Source organism: Mycobacterium sp. SVM_VP21 (genome assembly GCA_024758765.1).
GTDB classification, from domain to species: Bacteria; Actinomycetota; Actinomycetes; order Mycobacteriales; family Mycobacteriaceae; genus Mycobacterium; species Mycobacterium heraklionense_C.
This window is the reverse complement of sequence record CP101406.1, coordinates 3,942,155-3,957,955: the sequence shown is the minus strand read 5'-3', so window position 1 is coordinate 3,957,955 and position 15,801 is coordinate 3,942,155. Positions and strand designations below refer to the sequence as shown.

14 protein-coding genes and 1 tRNA gene are annotated in these 15,801 nt (G+C 69.0%); 10 read left to right on the top strand and 5 right to left on the bottom strand.

The features are described 5' to 3' along the window. Complete coding sequence (locus NM962_18495; GenBank protein ID UVO11888.1) at positions 1-1,518, top strand: PPE family protein; 1,518 nt, start codon at positions 1-3, stop codon at positions 1,516-1,518. A 97-nt stretch (positions 1,519-1,615) separates the two neighbouring features. Here NM962_18495 and NM962_18490 read toward each other — a convergent pair whose 3' ends face one another. From NM962_18490 to NM962_18480, 3 genes are read right to left on the bottom strand one after another with little or no spacing between them, the layout of a single operon-like run. After that, complete coding sequence (locus tag NM962_18490) at positions 1,616-2,509, bottom strand: nucleoside triphosphate pyrophosphohydrolase (GenBank protein UVO11887.1); 894 nt, start codon at positions 2,507-2,509, stop codon at positions 1,616-1,618. A 5-nt stretch (positions 2,510-2,514) separates the two neighbouring features. Then, on the bottom strand, positions 2,515-6,168 hold the full coding sequence (gene mfd / locus NM962_18485) for a transcription-repair coupling factor (protein ID UVO11886.1): 3,654 nt from the start codon (positions 6,166-6,168) through the stop codon (positions 2,515-2,517). A gap of 59 nt (positions 6,169-6,227) precedes the next feature. Beyond that, positions 6,228-6,830, bottom strand: coding sequence for a TetR/AcrR family transcriptional regulator (locus NM962_18480; protein ID UVO14820.1), 603 nt, complete (start codon positions 6,828-6,830; stop codon positions 6,228-6,230). Between the two features lie 87 nt (positions 6,831-6,917). On the opposite strand from NM962_18480, the gene NM962_18475 reads away from it, so the two are divergent. The 9 genes from NM962_18475 (at position 6,918) to pth (ending at position 12,826) form a co-directional block, all read left to right on the top strand. Then, positions 6,918-6,989: transfer RNA gene (locus tag NM962_18475), tRNA-Gln, on the top strand. Between the two features lie 166 nt (positions 6,990-7,155). Further along, positions 7,156-8,577, top strand: a complete 1,422-nt coding sequence (gene glmU / locus NM962_18470) for a bifunctional UDP-N-acetylglucosamine diphosphorylase/glucosamine-1-phosphate N-acetyltransferase GlmU (GenBank protein UVO14819.1) — start codon at positions 7,156-7,158, stop codon at positions 8,575-8,577. A 109-nt stretch (positions 8,578-8,686) separates the two neighbouring features. Continuing rightward, positions 8,687-9,673 (top strand): ribose-phosphate diphosphokinase, encoded by a 987-nt coding sequence (locus NM962_18465; protein ID UVO11885.1) that lies wholly within the window; start codon positions 8,687-8,689, stop codon positions 9,671-9,673. A 1-nt stretch (position 9,674) separates the two neighbouring features. Then, the gene (gene arsC / locus NM962_18460; GenBank protein UVO11884.1) at positions 9,675-10,019 is read left to right on the top strand and encodes an arsenate reductase (glutaredoxin); all 345 of its coding nucleotides are present in this window, start codon (positions 9,675-9,677) and stop codon (positions 10,017-10,019) included. Then, positions 10,016-10,672, top strand: a complete 657-nt coding sequence (locus tag NM962_18455) for an LpqN/LpqT family lipoprotein (GenBank protein ID UVO11883.1) — start codon at positions 10,016-10,018, stop codon at positions 10,670-10,672. Before arsC ends, NM962_18455 begins: the two co-directional genes overlap by 4 nt. Before the next feature lie 57 nt (positions 10,673-10,729). After that, positions 10,730-11,098: a heme-binding protein gene (locus tag NM962_18450; protein ID UVO11882.1), complete on the top strand. Its 369-nt coding sequence runs from the start codon at positions 10,730-10,732 to the stop codon at positions 11,096-11,098. Further along, a complete protein-coding gene (locus NM962_18445) occupies positions 11,098-11,364 on the top strand; it encodes a hypothetical protein (protein ID UVO11881.1) in 267 nt (88 codons plus the stop codon). Before NM962_18450 ends, NM962_18445 begins: the two co-directional genes overlap by 1 nt. A gap of 229 nt (positions 11,365-11,593) precedes the next feature. Further along, positions 11,594-12,229 (top strand): 50S ribosomal protein L25/general stress protein Ctc, encoded by a 636-nt coding sequence (locus NM962_18440; protein UVO11880.1) that lies wholly within the window; start codon positions 11,594-11,596, stop codon positions 12,227-12,229. Between the two features lie 12 nt (positions 12,230-12,241). Continuing rightward, complete coding sequence (pth, locus tag NM962_18435; protein UVO11879.1) at positions 12,242-12,826, top strand: aminoacyl-tRNA hydrolase; 585 nt, start codon at positions 12,242-12,244, stop codon at positions 12,824-12,826. Positions 12,827-12,908: 82 nt separating this feature from the next. On the opposite strand, the gene NM962_18430 is transcribed toward pth, so the two are convergent. Both NM962_18430 and NM962_18425 read right to left on the bottom strand, forming a co-directional pair. Continuing rightward, a complete protein-coding gene (locus NM962_18430) occupies positions 12,909-14,543 on the bottom strand; it encodes a fatty acyl-AMP ligase (GenBank protein ID UVO11878.1) in 1,635 nt (544 codons plus the stop codon). 250 nt (positions 14,544-14,793) lie between these two features. Then, positions 14,794-15,756 carry a 4-(cytidine 5'-diphospho)-2-C-methyl-D-erythritol kinase gene (locus NM962_18425; protein UVO11877.1) on the bottom strand — a complete coding sequence of 321 codons (963 nt, stop codon included), beginning with the start codon at positions 15,754-15,756 and terminating at the stop codon, positions 14,794-14,796. Between the last annotated feature and the right edge of the window lie 45 nt (positions 15,757-15,801).

The following is a 15,801-nucleotide window of genomic DNA, read 5'->3' as shown; positions in this document are numbered from 1 at the left end:
ATGACCGCACCGGTCTGGCTGGCGTCGCCGCCGGAGGTGCACTCGGCGCTGCTGAGCGCCGGTCCCGGACCCGGTCCGCTGCTGGAATCGGCGTCGGCGTACTCGGCGATGAGCGCGGAATACGCCGAAGTGGCCGCCGAGCTCGACGCCGTGCTGGCCGGAGTGCAGGGCGCCTGGCAGGGCCCCAGCGCCCAGCAGTACGCGGCCGCACACGCCCCGTATCTGAGCTGGCTGGCCGAGAGCGCCGCCAAGAGCACCGCCGCGGCCGGCCTGCACCAGACCGCTGCCGCGGCCTACACCGCCGCGCTGGCCGGCATGCCCACGCTGGCCGAACTGGCCACCAACCACGCGGTGCACGCCACGCTGGTGGCGACGAACTTCTTCGGCATCAACACCGTCCCGATCGCGCTGAACGAAGCCGACTACGCCCGGATGTGGGTGCAGGCCGCGGAGATGATGACCGTCTACCAGAGCGTCGCGGGAGCGGCGCTGGCCTCGGTTCCTCCTGCCACGCCCGCGCCGCCGATCGTGGCCCCGGGGGCTGCCGAGGCCGCTGCCGCCACCAGTTGGGAACAGCAGCTCAAGGACCTGATCACGCAGTACAACATGGGATTTGCGGACCCGATCGCCAAGTGGCTGTGGGCGCAGTTGGGCGTCGACGGATATCCGATCGAGGCGTTTCCGTTTGCTAGCGCGGTCACCCAGATGCTGGTGCAGATCCCGGGGATGTCCCCGATTCTGGCCGGGGCACTGGGCTGGTTCACCTTCCACACGCTGATGCTGTTGTGGCCGATGGGCCAGATTGCGGTGCAGATGGCGATCCCGATCATCATGGCCGCGGCGCCGGCGCTGGCCGCTGCCGCCGGGCTCGGTGCGCTGGGCGCGATCGGCGCAGTCGGGCTCGACCAACCGGTCGAGCCGACCCCGCCGATGCCGGTGGGCGGCAGCGTCGGCGCCCCGGTCGCCTCGGGCGCCCCGGTGCCCGCGGGAGCCGAGGCGTGCGCCTGCGCGGACCCGATCTCCTCCGCCGGCCCCACCGCTCCCGCCGCTGCGGGCGCGGGCATGCCGGCCGGCGGCGGGGTGGGTGGCGGACCGGGCGTGGGATTCGGACCGACCTCTTGCCTGTACCTGGTGAGCAGTGTCTCCTCGTCGGCGCGGAGCTCCAGCGGTGCGCGGCGCTCGCGCGGCGCCGAGGAAGGGGCGTCGGAGAGCCAGGGCGCCCCCGGGGAAGCCGCGGCGCAGGGCCTGGCCGCCAAGCGCCGCCAGCGGCAGCGCGCCAAGCAGCGCGGCTTCGGCGACGAATACATGGATATGAACATCGGTGTGACGCCGGAGTGGGATGGGCCCCCGGGTGCGGCAAGCGCCTCGGATTCCGGTGCCGGCTCGCTGGGCTTCGCCGGCACCGCGACCGGGACCAGCCGTCAGGCGTCCGGAATCGCAGTGCTCAGCGGTGACGGGCTCGACACCGAGCCGCGGGTTCCGATGCTGCCGGGCAGTTGGGGCGAGAACCCGAACTGATCGGCTTCAGCTCATCGAGACCGACGTTTTGCAGCGAAAGTGCGAGTAGGCACCTGCACAACGTCGGTTTCGGCGCAAGAGTGCAGGGACGCGGGCGCTAGAGCTGCGGCCAGTGGGCGCGCCACTGCTCTTCGGTGAACTCCCCGATGATCGCCTTCTCCACGGCCCGGACGGTGTCCATCAGCTCCAAAACCGCTGTCCGCAAGTTGATTTCCGCATCGATGTCGGCGGCGACTGTGACGGTGGTGACCGTCGCGGGGATCAGGTCTGCGGGCACGCCGGCGCGGGCAAGCCGTTGCAGCACCTTTTGGGTTAACGCGAGGGCCGGCTGCGCGGTCGGCACCCCGTCGAGAATCGAATTGGTGGACTTCTTCTCCAGCGACTTGCGCTCTTCCCACTGCGCCACCTGGTCGGCCAGCGAGATCTCCTCGCCGGCAAGCACCGCCGGCGCCCGATTGACCAACTTGCGCAGCAGCGAATCCGCGACGTCGTCGATGGAAAACGGGTGCTCCAGCGCATCCTCGGCGATGCGGGCGTGGAACAGCACCTGCAGGAGCACGTCGCCGAGTTCCGCGCACAGCTCGTCGGCGTCGCCGCTGCGGACCGCGTCGAACAGTTCGTAGGTCTCCTCAAGCAGAAACCGGCGCAGCGAGTCATGGGTCTGCTCGCTCTCCCAGGGACCGGTGGTGCGCAGCCGGTCCATGATCGCGACCGCGTCGATCAGCCGCTCTCCCGGCGGCGCATCCGGCGCCGCGATCAGCGCCTCCCCGGCCTGTAGGCGGGCGACCACGTCGGGATGGTTGCGGTCCGAAGACAGCAGCACCGGGGCTTGCGCGTCTGAGGCACCGACGAGCACCGAGCGTGCGGCCGGCAACGACCACGGCACCACAATCGGCAGTTCCTCGGTGTAAACGACCTCACCGGCGAGCAACGCGAGGGCTTCGACCGGGACAAGCGAGGGCCTGCGGGGGTCGACCAGGACGACGGTCATCGTGGCTACCGTACTGCGGGCACCGCGCCGGTGACGTCGATGAGGCCCTGCGGCTTGCCGTCCAGTGCCGAGATCAGATCGGCCACCATCTGAACGAGTTCGACGTCGCGGATACGGGGCGCACCGACGGGCGCGCCGGCACCGCCGGCACGCGGGATCGGGACCTGGATGGTGGCGGTGGTGGCGCGGTAACTGGCAGACGGGTGCATCCGCTTGAGCCGCAGCTGGGCGGAGTCCGGCAGTGTCATCGGGGCCAGCCGCAGCGTCGTCGCCGACGCCGCGGAGACCTCGGTGATCCCGGCGGCGCGGCACAGCAGCCGCAGCCGGGCCACCGCCACCAGCCGGCCGGCCGGCTCGGGAAGCGGCCCGTAGCGGTCGGATAGTTCTTCAACGACAGCGCTGACCGCCCGATCGTCGGGGGCGGCGGCCAGCCGCCGGTAGGCCTCCAGCCGCAACCGGTCGGAGTTGATGTACTCGGGCGGCAGGTGGGCGTCGACCGGCAGGTCGATCCGGACGTCCTTGATTTCTTCGGTGGTGAGCGTCTCGCCTTCAGCGAGATTCGAGGCCGCTCGATACGCCTCCACGGCCTCGCCGACCAGACGCACATACAGGTCGAAGCCCACCCCGGCGACATGCCCGGACTGCTCCACGCCCAACACGTTGCCGGCGCCCCGAATCTCCAGGTCTTTCATGGCCACCGCCATGCCAGCGCCCAACTCGTTGTTCTGGGCGATGGTGGCCAGCCGGTCGTGGGCGGTCTCGGTCAGCGGGCTGTCCTTCGGGTAGAGGAAGTAGGCGTAGCCGCGTTCCCGGCTGCGTCCCACCCGGCCCCGCAGCTGGTGCAGCTGCGAGAGTCCGAAGGTGTCGGCGCGTTCGACGATCAAGGTGTTGGCGTTGGAGATGTCCAGGCCGGTCTCGATGATGGTGGTGCACACGAGGATGTCGTATTCCCGGTTCCAGAAGCCCTGCACCGTGGTTTCCAGCATTTCTTCGGGCATCTGACCGTGCGCCACGACCACCCGGGCCTCGGGTACCAGCCCCCGCACCCGGGCGGCGGCCGCATCGATCGAGCTGACCCGGTTGTGCACGTAGAACACCTGGCCGTCACGCAGCAGCTCCCGACGCAACGCGGCCGCGACCTGCTTGTCATCGTGGCCGCCGACGTAGGTCAGCACGGGATAGCGGTCTTCGGGCGGGGTGAGGATCGTCGACATCTCCCGGATGCCGGCCAGGCTCATCTCCAGGGTGCGCGGGATCGGCGTGGCGCTCATGGTGAGCACGTCGACGTGGGTGCGCAGGGCCTTGATGTGTTCCTTGTGCTCGACGCCGAACCGCTGTTCCTCGTCGACGATCACCAGGCCGAGGTCCTTCCAGCGCACCCCGGTCTGCAGCAGTCGGTGGGTGCCGATCACCACGTCGACGGAGCCGTCGGCCAGGCCGTCGATGGTCGCCTTGGACTCTTGTGCGTCGGTGAACCGTGACAGTCCCTTGACGGTGACCGGGAAGCCGGCCATCCGGGTGCTGAAGGTCTGCAGGTGCTGGTCGGCTAGCAGTGTGGTGGGCACCAGCACTGCGACCTGCTTGCCGTCCTGGACCGCTTTGAACGCCGCGCGCACCGCGATCTCGGTCTTGCCGTAGCCGACGTCGCCGCAGATCACCCGGTCCATCGGGACCGGCTTTTCCATGTCCGCCTTGACCTCGCTGATCGCGGTGAGCTGGTCCATGGTCTCGGTGAACCCGAACGCGTCTTCCATCTCGGCCTGCCACGGGGTGTCTGGGGCGAACGCGTGGCCGGGCGCGGCCTGACGTTTGGCGTAGAGCGCGACGAGTTCGTCGGCGATCTCACGGACCGCTTTGCGGGCCTTGGTCTTGGTCTGGCTCCAATCGCTGCCGCCGAGCCGACTCAGCGCCGGGGCTTGGCCGCCGACATAGCGGGACAGCTGATCCAGCGAGTCCATCGGCACATACAGCTTGTCGGTACCGTTGGCGCCACGCTTGCCCGACGCATATTCCAGCACCAGGTATTCGCGCCGCGCCCCGCCGACGGTGCGCTCGGTCATCTCCACGAACTTGCCGATGCCGTGCTGGTCGTGCACCACCAGGTCGCCGGCGGTTAGCGCCAGCGGATCGACGGCGTTACGGCGCTTGGCCGCCAGTCGCTTGCCTTCCGGGCCGCTGACCCGGTTGCCGGTCAGGTCGGCCTCGGTCACTACCACCAGGTTGGCGCCGGGGATCACCAGGCCCTCGTGCAGCGGGCCCTTGAGCACCCCGACCACCCCGGGTTGCGGGGCGGCGCCGGGCTCCAACAGCGTTGCCGCAGTCTCGGATTCGGCTAACTGCTCGACGATCCGCCGGGCCGTGCCGACGCCGGGGGCGACCACCGCCGCACGTCCCCCGGTCACGATGTGCGCGCGCAGCATGGCGAAGATCGCCTCGATGTCGCGCTGCCGGCCACGGGCCGACGGCGACGGGCGCACGTCCAGTTCGGTCGCGTCCGGGTCGGGCAGCTGGCTCAGCGTCCACCACGGATGCCCGGTGTCCAGCGCCGCCTGGCGCACCTGGGCGAACTCACGGAATCCCGATCCACCGAGCTCTTCGATGTCGATCGGGGCCTCTCCGCCGATCGCGGCGACCGACCAGGACGCCTCCAGGAATTCGCGTCCGGTCTTGATCAGGTCGGCGGCGCGGGCGCGGATCTTCTCCGGATCGCAGACCAGCACCGGGGTGCCCGGGCGCAGCTGATCGGTCAGCAGCGCCTGCGGACCCGGCCGCAGCACCGGGCCCAGCGCCTCCATGCCGTCGACCGGGATGCCCTCGGCCAGCTTGGACAGCATCTCGCCGACGGTGCCCAAGACGGCGTTCTCGGTGTGCGGCTGATCGCGGGCCAGCTCGGCCGCGCGCGCCCGCACATCGTCGGTGAGCAGCAGCTCCCGACAGGGCACCGCGACCACGGTGCCGACCTCGACCTCGGGGATGGAGCGCTGATCGGCCACCGAGAACGGCCGGATCTCGGTGACCTCGTCACCCCAGAACTCGATGCGCACCGGATGTTCGGCGGTCGGCGGGAACAGGTCGAGGATTCCGCCGCGGACCGCGAACTCGCCGCGTTTGCCGACCAGGTCCACCCGGGTGTAGGCCAGCTCCACCAGCCGGGCGATCACCGCCTCGAACGGGATCTCGTCACCGACAGCCAGCATGACCGGCTCGATCGCGTCCAGCTGACCGGTCATCGGCTGCAGCAGCGACCGGGCCGTGGTCACCACCACGCGCAGGGGCGGCCCCAGTCGGGCGTCGTCGGGCTGGGCCAGCCGGCGCAGCACCAGCAGGCGGGCGCCGACGGTGTCCACCCCGGGCGAGAGCCGCTCGTGCGGCAGCGTCTCCCAGGATGGGAACAGGGCCACCGTGTCGCCGTACACGCCGCGCAGCTCCGCGGTCAGGTCGTCGGCTTCGTGGCCGGTGGCGGTGACCACCAGCAGCGTGCCGGTGCGGGCCAGCGCGGCGGCGGTGAAGGGCCGGGCACCGACGGGACCCACCAGCGCCAGTTCGGCGGGCGGATCGCCCGCGCGCTCGATGAGTTCGGCGAAAGCCGGCGCGGTCAACGCCAGGTCTACGAGCCCCGCAATCGGGTTTTGGACAGTCTGGTACCCCGGCGCGGTCATGATGTGGGCAATTCTAGGCGGTGTGGTGCAGGCCGACGATTTGCGTTGCGGTACAGGCCTTATTCGTCGTGCAGGGTCGGATCGGACTCCAAGTGAGTCAATCCGTTCCAACACAGGTTGACCAGGTGCGCGGCCACCACTTCCTTCTTGGGTTCGCGTACGTCGAGCCACCACTGGGCCGTCATCGACACCGAACCGACCAGCGCCTGGGCGTACAGCGGCGCGGTCTCCGGGTCCAGGCCGCGCTTGGAAAAGTCGCCGGCCAGAATCGACGACACCTGGCCGATCGCGTCGTTGAGCAAGGTCGAGTAAGTGCCGGAGCTGATCGACGCCGGCGAGTCGCGGATCAGGATCCGGAATCCGTCGGTGTGCTCGTCGACATAGGTCAGCAAGGCCAGCGCGACGCGCTCCACCCGCAGCCGGGACTGATTGTTGGTTGCCTTGGTCAATGACGTGGTGATTCCGTCCAGCAACGCCGACATCTCGCGGTCGACCACCACGGCGTAGAGGCCCTCTTTGCCGCCGAAGTGCTCATAGACCACCGGCTTGGACACGTTGGCGCGCTGCGCGATCTCCTCGATGGAGGTGCCCTCATACCCGCGTTCGGCGAACAGCGAGCGGGCGACATCGATGAGTTGGTGACGGCGCTCGCTACCTGTCATCCGGGCTCGAGGAGCCCGACCGTCCTTGTCCAGACCAGCCACGCGACCAGGGTAGTCCGTTGGACTAGAGTCACTGCGGAACACCGATCCGTCGTGGTGTAATCGGCAGCACCTCTGATTTTGGTTCAGATAGTTCAGGTTCGAGTCCTGGCGACGGAGCTCACGGAATTGCCCACCCCTTTGCCGCGAACGTGCGCAGAATGACAGGCTAGGCGGCGTGTCGACGCACAAACACGCTCCCCCGCAAGCGGGAGGTACCCCCAAGTCGCGCCCGGATGCCGGCCAGGACGCCGTCATCGTCTTGGCGGCCGGAGCCGGCACCCGGATGGTCTCCGACACCCCCAAAGTGCTGCATGAGCTGGGCGGTCGCAGCATGTTGGCGCACTGCCTGCAGGCGGCCGCCGGCGTCGAGCCCCGCCACTTGGTGGTGGTGTTGGGCCACGAGCACGAGCGCATCACCGAGCCGGTCGCCGAGCTGGCGCAGGCCCTGGACTGCCGCATCGACATCGCCCTGCAGGACCAGCAGCTCGGCACCGGGCACGCGGTGCTGTGCGGCCTGGCGGCCCTGCCCGACGACTTCACCGGCACCGTCGTCGTTACCTCCGGCGACATCCCGCTGCTGGACACCGCCACGCTGCAGGCGCTGCTCGATACCCACTGCACCGCCCCGGCCGCGGTCACCGTGCTGACCACCACGCTGGCCGACCCCACCGGCTACGGCCGCATCCTGCACACCCAGGACGGCGAAGTCACCGCGATCGTCGAGCAGGCCGACGCCACCGAATCGCAGCGGGAGATCCGCGAGGTCAATGCCGGGGTGTACGCCTTCGACATCGCCGCGTTGCGTTCCGCGCTGGGCCGGCTGGGCTCCGACAACGCCCAGCACGAGCTGTACCTCACCGACGTGATCGGCATCGTCCGAGGCGACGGCCAAGTGGTGCACGCTCGTCATGTCGACGACGCGGCATTGGTGGCCGGCGTCAACGACCGAGTGCAACTGTCCGCGCTGGCGGGCGAACTCAACCGCCGCCTGGTAGCCACCCATCAGCGCGCCGGCGTCACCATCGTCGACCCCACCACCACCTGGATCGACGTGGACGTGGCCATCGGGCGCGACACCACCGTTGCGCCCGGAACCCAGCTGCTCGGCCGCACCGTCGTCGGAGCGCACTGCACGATCGGCCCCGACACCACCTTGACCGACGTCACGGTGGGCGACGGTGCGTCGGTGATCCGCAGCCACGCCACCTCGTCGGCGATCGGCGCCGGGGCGACTGTCGGACCGTTCAGCTACCTGCGACCCGGCACGGTGCTCGGTTCGGACGGCAAGCTGGGCGCATTCGTCGAGACCAAGAACTCCACCATCGGCACCGGGACCAAGGTCCCGCACCTGACCTACGTCGGCGACGCCGACATCGGCGACCACAGCAACATCGGCGCCTCGAGCGTGTTCGTCAACTACGACGGCCAAACCAAACGGCGGACCACGGTCGGCTCGCACGTGCGCACCGGATCGGACACCATGTTCGTCGCGCCGGTCACCATCGGCGACGGCGCCTACACCGGCGCCGGGACCGTGGTGCGCCACGATGTGCCTCCGGGCGCACTGGCGGTGTCGGCCGGCCCGCAACGCAACATCGAGAACTGGGTGCAGCGCAAGCGGCCCGGCAGCCAGGCCGCCGCGGCGGCCGAGTCGGCAAATAACGCCGAAGAAGTCGGCCAGACTCCACCCGATCTGTCATCGTGAGCTTGATCGCGTTGAGGCAGCCCGAGGCGAAATCGCACGCCGGGCTACGTACCATGAGGCCCGAGTTAACTCGACCGAAATCCACAATCTTCTACGGCGGGGGCAGCACGTGAGCCACGACTGGACAGACAATCGCAAAAACCTGATGCTCTTCGCTGGTCGTGCGCACCCGGAGCTGGCTGATCAGGTCGCCAAGGAACTGGACGTCCCGGTTACCGCGCAGACCGCCCGCGACTTTGCCAACGGCGAGATCTTCGTGCGTTTCGACGAGTCCGTGCGTGGCTGCGATGCCTTCGTGCTGCAATCGCACCCCGCGCCACTGAACCAGCACCTGATGGAACAGCTGATCATGATCGACGCGCTCAAGCGGGGCAGCGCCAAGCGGATCACCGCCATCCTGCCGTTCTACCCGTATGCCCGCCAGGACAAGAAGCACCGCGGCCGCGAGCCGATTTCGGCCCGCCTGGTCGCCGACCTGCTCAAGACCGCCGGCGCCGACCGGATCGTCACGGTGGACCTGCACACCGACCAGATCCAGGGCTTCTTCGACGGCCCGGTCGACCACATGCGGGCCCAGCCGCTGCTGTGCGGCTACATCCGCGACAACTACCTCAACAACGGCAAGGACGTGGTGGTGGTCTCCCCCGACTCCGGCCGGGTGCGGGTCGCCGAGAAGTGGGCCGACTCGCTGGGCGGCGTGCCGCTGGCCTTCATCCACAAGACCCGTGATCCGCGGGTGCCCAACCAGGTCAAAGCCAACCGGGTGGTCGGCGAGGTCACCGGCAAGACCTGTGTGATCACCGACGACATGATCGACACCGGCGGCACCATCGCCGGGGCGGTCGGCCTGCTGCGCGAAGCGGGGGCAGTCGACGTGGTGATCGCCGCCACCCACGGCGTGCTGTCCAGCCCGGCATCCGAGCGGTTGGCGGCCTGCGGCGCCAGCGAGGTGATCGTCACCAACACGCTGCCGATCACCGAGGACAAGCAGTTCGGCCAGCTGACCGTGCTGTCGATCGCTCCACTGCTGGCCAGCACCATCCGGGCCGTGTTCGAAAACGGTTCAGTCACTGGGCTTTTCGATGGGGACGCCTGACATGGCTGACGCGGTGGTCTATCACAATCCACGCTGTTCGACCTCCCGCAAGACGCTGGAGTTGCTGCGCGAAAACGGTATCGAGCCGACGGTCGTGGAGTACCTGAAGACCCCGCCGTCGCGTGCGGAGCTGGCGGAGATGATCGGCGCCGCCGGGATCGATGTGCGCGACGCGGTGCGTACCGGCGAAGCGGTGTACGCCGAGCTGAGCCTGGCCGATGCATCCGATGACGAACTGCTCGACGCGATGGCCGCCAACCCGATCCTGATTCAGCGGCCATTCGTCGTCACCGGTAACGGCACCCGCTTGGCGCGTCCGATTGACGCGGTCCGCGAGATCCTGTGACCCCGCTGCGCTTGACGGTCGCGGCATTGGTGTGCGCGGCCCTGACCAGCACCACATCCGGGTGCGGCGCTAAAACCCCTGACTATCAGTCGATTTGGGGTAACGGCAGCACGACCACCACCTCGTCGGAACCGGAGGCTCCGGTCACCGTGGGGCGCTACCTGGAGGACCAGGGCGTGGCCGCGGAGGCGGTGGCCCCCAACGCGCCGACCGACCTGACCGTGTCGATCCCCACGCCGCCGGGCTGGACGAAGAAAGAAAACCCGATGCTGCCGGCCACCACGCTGGTCCTCGGCAAGGGCGAGAAGTTCCCCCGGGCAATTTTGAGTGTGGTCAAGCTCAACGGGAACTTCGACTCGAAAGAGGCCATCCGGCACGGTGTGGTCGACGCCCAGCTCTCGCCGAACTTCCGGCTGCTGGACGCCTCCAACGAGGACTACCAAGGTTTCCCGTCATCGATGGTGCAGGGCACCTACGACATGGATGGTCAGCGCCTGCACAGCTGGTTCCGGATGGTGATCGCCACCGGTTCGGCGCCGGCCGAACAGCGTTATCTGGTGCAGTTGGCGGTCACCGCCCCGGCCGACGAGGCGCCCAAGAACGCCACCGACGTCGAGGCGATCATGAAGGGCTTCACCGTCACTGCGAAGTGATCTCCTCAGGCACCCGGCCTTGTTACAGTGACGCACCCGCCTGAAGGGAGTGCCGCCATGTCCTTCGTTCGCCTGTCATCGCTGAGCCTTACGGGTCTGGGCGTGGCCGCCGTCGCCGCCGGCCTGCTGGCGCCGGCCGTGGCGCTGGCCGACCCGCAACCCGGCTGCACCGCCGCTGATATGGCCAACGTGGCCACCGGCGTGGCCGCCTCGACGTCGGGTTACCTCTACGCGCATCCCGACGTCAACGAGTTCTACACCGGCCTGCGCAACCGGCCCGACGACGAGGTGCCCGAAGCGGTCCGCAGCTTCTTTGCCGACAATCCGCAGGCCCACTCCGACCTGCTGGGGCTGCGCCAGCCGCTGGCCGACTTCCGCGCCCGGTGCGGATTGCCCCAGCCCGAGCGCCCGCTGCTGGACCAGTAATGGCACGCCGTATCCACGTCATGGCGGTACTGGCACTGACTGCCCTGCCCGGATTCGTCATCGTCGCGCCGGCAGGCACCGCCGCCGCCGATACCTGTGTCGCCGTGGGACGCCGCGTCTACGTCAGCGGATGCGCCGACCCGGTGCCACCGCCGGCCTACTACGCGCCGCTGCCCGAAGACATGCCTCCGCCCCCACCGCCTCCCCCGCCCAACACCTGTGTGGGCTACAACGGGCGTTGGGTGCACGCCAACAACTGCAACTAGGCGAGCCCGCCTAGTTAGCCAAGCGCGGCTCCACGGCCGCCGGGCTGTGGGAGCTGTCTGCGCAGCTCACCGGGGTTCAATTTCCGCTCTGAGCTGCCGATGCGCTAGCCTGACCAGGCGTCACGGCGAGGGCGGCCCCCATTCGGCCGCCGTTATCGACGAGGACCTCCTAGATGGTTGTCGCGATCTGGCCGTGCCTAACACAGCCGCAGCAACCGAGGAGTTCCCCATGGCCAAGTCCCCCACCCCTAACAAGCTCGCCGTCTCGGTGCGTTCCGAGACCGGTAAGGGCGCTTCTCGCCGAGCCCGCCGCGAGGGCAAGGTTCCCGCGGTCCTCTACGGCCACGGCACCGACCCGCAGCACCTGGAGCTCAATGCCCACGACTACGCGGCCGTGCTGCGGCACTCCGGCACCAACGCGGTGCTCACCCTCGACATCGAGGGTAAGGAGCAGCTGGCGCTGACCAAGGCCCTCGAGATCCACCCGATCCGTCGCACCATCCAGCACGCCGACCTGCTGGTGGTCAAGCGCGGCGAGAAGGTCGTCGTCGAGGTCAACGTCGTCATCGAGGGCGACGCCATGTCCGGCACTCTGGTCACCCAGGACGCCACCAGCGTGGAGATCGAGGCCGAAGCGCTGTCGATCCCCGAGCAGCTGACCGTCTCCATCGAGGGTGCCGAGGCCGGTACGCAATTCACCGCCGGCGGGCTGGAGCTGCCCAAGGGTGTGACGCTGGTGTCCGACCCGGAGCTGCTGCTGGTCAACGTCGTCGAGCCGCGGGCCGAAGAGGAGTCGGAAGCCGAGGCCGCGGGCGAGGAAGCCGAGGCGCCGGCCGCCGAGGGCGCGGCCGCCGAGTCCGAGTAAGCCGAGCACCGCGTGGCCGAGTCACCACCGATACTGGTGGTCGGCCTGGGCAACCCCGGCCCGACCTACGCCCGCACCCGGCACAATGTCGGCTTCATGGTCGTCGACCTGCTCGCCGAGCGGATCGGGTCGGCGTTCAAGCTGCACAAGAAGTCGGGTGCCGACGTGGCCACCGGGCGCCTGAGTGGGCGCTCGGTGGTGCTGGCCCGGCCGCGCTGCTACATGAATGAGTCGGGCCGCCAGGTGGGCCCACTGGCCAAGTTCTATTCGGTGCCCACCGGCGGCGTCGTGGTGATTCACGACGACCTCGACCTGGACTTCGGCCGGATCCGGCTCAAGCAGGGCGGCGGCGAGGGCGGTCACAACGGCCTGCGCTCGATCGCGACCGTGCTGGGCAGCAAGGACTTTCAGCGGGTCCGTCTCGGGATCGGCCGGCCACCCGGCCGCCAAGATCCGGCGGCGTTCGTGCTGCAGGCGTTCACTGCCCGGGAGCGCGACGAACTACCGAGGATCTGCGAGCAGTCCGCCGACGCCACCGAGCTGCTGATCGAGCTGGGGCTGGAACCGGCCCAGAACGTGGTCCACGCCTGGGGTTAACCCGGCGCGAGCAGACCGCGAGCAGACGCAGACTCGCACGAATCGGACCGCTTGGACGCGATTCTGCGTCTGCTCGGCGAAGTTAGGTGACCAGCGCGACGGAGTTGGCCCGGCGCAGCTTGCCCGACGGGGTCTTGGGGATACTGCCCGGCCCGAGCACCACCACGTTGCGGGGCCGCATGTCGACCTCGGTGACCACCTCATGGGCGACCTGGTGCTCGATGCGGCGTACCTCGACCGGGTCCTGCCAGGCATTGGATTCCACCGCGACCGCGAACGTCTCCCGCGAATGCCCGGCGTCCAGGCGCACTGCGACCGCGCAGCCCGGGCGCACACCCTCGACCCGGCCCGCGGCCCGCTCGATGTCGGTGGGGTAGATGTTGCGGCCCGCCATGATGATGACGTCCTTGACGCGGCCACACACCACGACGTGGCCGTCCTCCATCTGGTAGCCCAGGTCGCCGGTGTCGTACCAACCGTGCTCGTCCTGCGCGGGCAGGAAGCCCGCCATGGTCAGGTAGCCCGGGGTCACCGGCTCGCCACGCAGCTGGATGACTCCGACCCCGCGCGGCGGCAACGAATTGCCGTGCTCGTCGACGATGCGGATCTCGATGCCCTCCAGCAGCGGCCCCAGCGAGGCCAGTCGCCGGGTGTTGCCCTTGGTGGCGGGCACCGCCTGGCGCAGCGCGGCCAGCAGGTCAGCGTCCACCTCGTCGACCACCAGCCCGGCGTTGCACTTGGAGAACGACACCGCCAGCACCGTCTCGGCCATGCCATAGGCGGGCAGAATCGCGGTCGGGTTCAGGCCGAACGGCTTGCCGGCATCGATCAGGTCCTCGACGTCGGCGGGTTCCACCGGCTCGGCGCCCGAGAGCGCGAACCGCAGCGTGGACAGGTCGAACTGCCCCGGCGTGGCCTGCTTGCGCAGCCGCTTGGCGAACAGCGCGTAGGCGAAGTTCGGGGCCGCGGTCATGGTGCCCTTGTACTTGTCGATCAGCTTGGCCCACAGCAGGGTGTCCCGCAGGAAGTCCATCGGGGTGATCTTGACCAGCTCGGCACCGAAGTACATCGGCACGGTGAGGAACCCGATCATGCCCATGTCGTGGAAGCACGGCAACCAGCTGACCATGACGTCCTTTTCGACGTCGTACTCAGCGCTGATGAACATCGCCTCGGCGTTGGAGTAGATGTTGCGGTGCGTGATCTGCACGGCCTTCGGCGACCCGGTCGAGCCCGAGGTCAGCTGCATCAGCGCCAGATCGTCTTCACCGGCTTCTTCCGGATCGATCGGTTCGGCGGCCAGCAGGTCAGCGACCGTGACGACCTTCAGGCCCTTCTCTTCCAGCACCGGGGCTGCCGGCATGAACGGGTCGGAGATGATGACTGCCTTGGCGTCGATCATGTCGACGACGGTCATGGTGTCCTCGGCCCACACCGCCAGGTCGGTGCGCGGGGTGGGCTGATGCAGCATGGTCAGGCTCGCGGCGCGCATCCACACGCCCTGGGCCGTGGGGGCGATTTCGACCGGGGCACCGGCGAGCACGCCGACGGCGTCTCCCGGGCCGACGCCGGCCGCAGCCAGCCCGCCAGCGATACGCCGGGCGCGTTCATGGACCTCGGCCCAGGTGTGCCGGACGGGTGTGTGCGGCTCACCGGTAACCATGCCCTTGGACGATTCCCGGGCACTACGGAACATGTTGTCGGTAAACCTGCTCACGACGGCCTCCTAGCCGGCACCAGTACTTTCCATACGGGCTCAGATTTCATGTTCCACCTGCCGTTGACCACACCGCGAGAGGCACACGCGCACAATTCGGTGGCGGTTAGATCTCGATACCGTAATGCGCGACCCACCAGAGCGGCGAGCGCCTGGGTGACAAGGTTGTCCTGGCCGCGAATAATCACCGCGGGCCATCTTAAACTCCTCTTAATCCGCGGGCAAATCTGCCAGCGGAACGGGGTGGCGGTCAGGCCCCACTGACCGACGAGGGCACTACCCGGGCGCCGTAGACCGGACCGCTGGCCACCCGCACCGCGCGTCCCGCGCCGAGCGCCGACAGCTCGACCGCGACGTCAGCCGCCGACTGCGCCGAGCTGCACAGGAACGCGCACGTCGGACCGGATCCGGACACCACACCGGCCAGGGCACCTGCCTCCACGCCGGCGCGCAAGGTGCGGCGCAAGTCAGGGTTGAGGCTGATCGCCGCCGCCTGCAGGTCATTGCCGAGCAATCCGGCCAGCCGCTGCGGGTCGCCGGCGGCCAACGCGGCCAGCACCGGCTCGGGGTCGCCCGACTCGGGCAGCTTGCGCCCGGTGTCGCGCAGCCGGTCCAGTTCTTTGAAGACCGCCGGCGTCGACAGCCCACGGTCGGCGAACGCCAGCACCCAGTGGAAGGTCTCCCGGGTGAGCACCGTCGCCAGCTCCTCGCCGCGACCGGTGCCCAACGCCGTCCCGCCGTGCAGCGCGAATGGCACGTCGCTACCCAGCCGGGCGGCCAGTGAATGCAGGTCGCGGCGCGGCACGCCCAGTTCCCACAGCACATTCATGCCGACCAGCACCGCCGCGGCATCGGCGCTGCCGCCGGCCATGCCACCAGCCACCGGAATGGACTTGTCGATGCTGATCGCGACGTCCGGAGCCCGGCCCACGTACTCGGCCATCAGCTCGGCGGCCTGCCACGCCAGGTTGCGCTCATCGGTGGGCAGCACATCGGCACCCTCGCCGCTGACCCGCAACGACAACACGTCGGCGTCGCGGACGGTCACCTCGTCGACCAACGAAACCGCGTGGAAGACGGTGGTCAGCTCGTGGTAACCGTCATCGCGACAGTCACCGACGGCCAGGTAGAGGTTCAGCTTGCCCGGTACCCGAACGGTGACCGAACCGGCCGGGGACCACTCGGTCGCGGTATTGCCGTCGGATGCGGTCACGCCGATGAGACTATCGGTCCACGGAGCCCCGGTACCCGGGCTCCG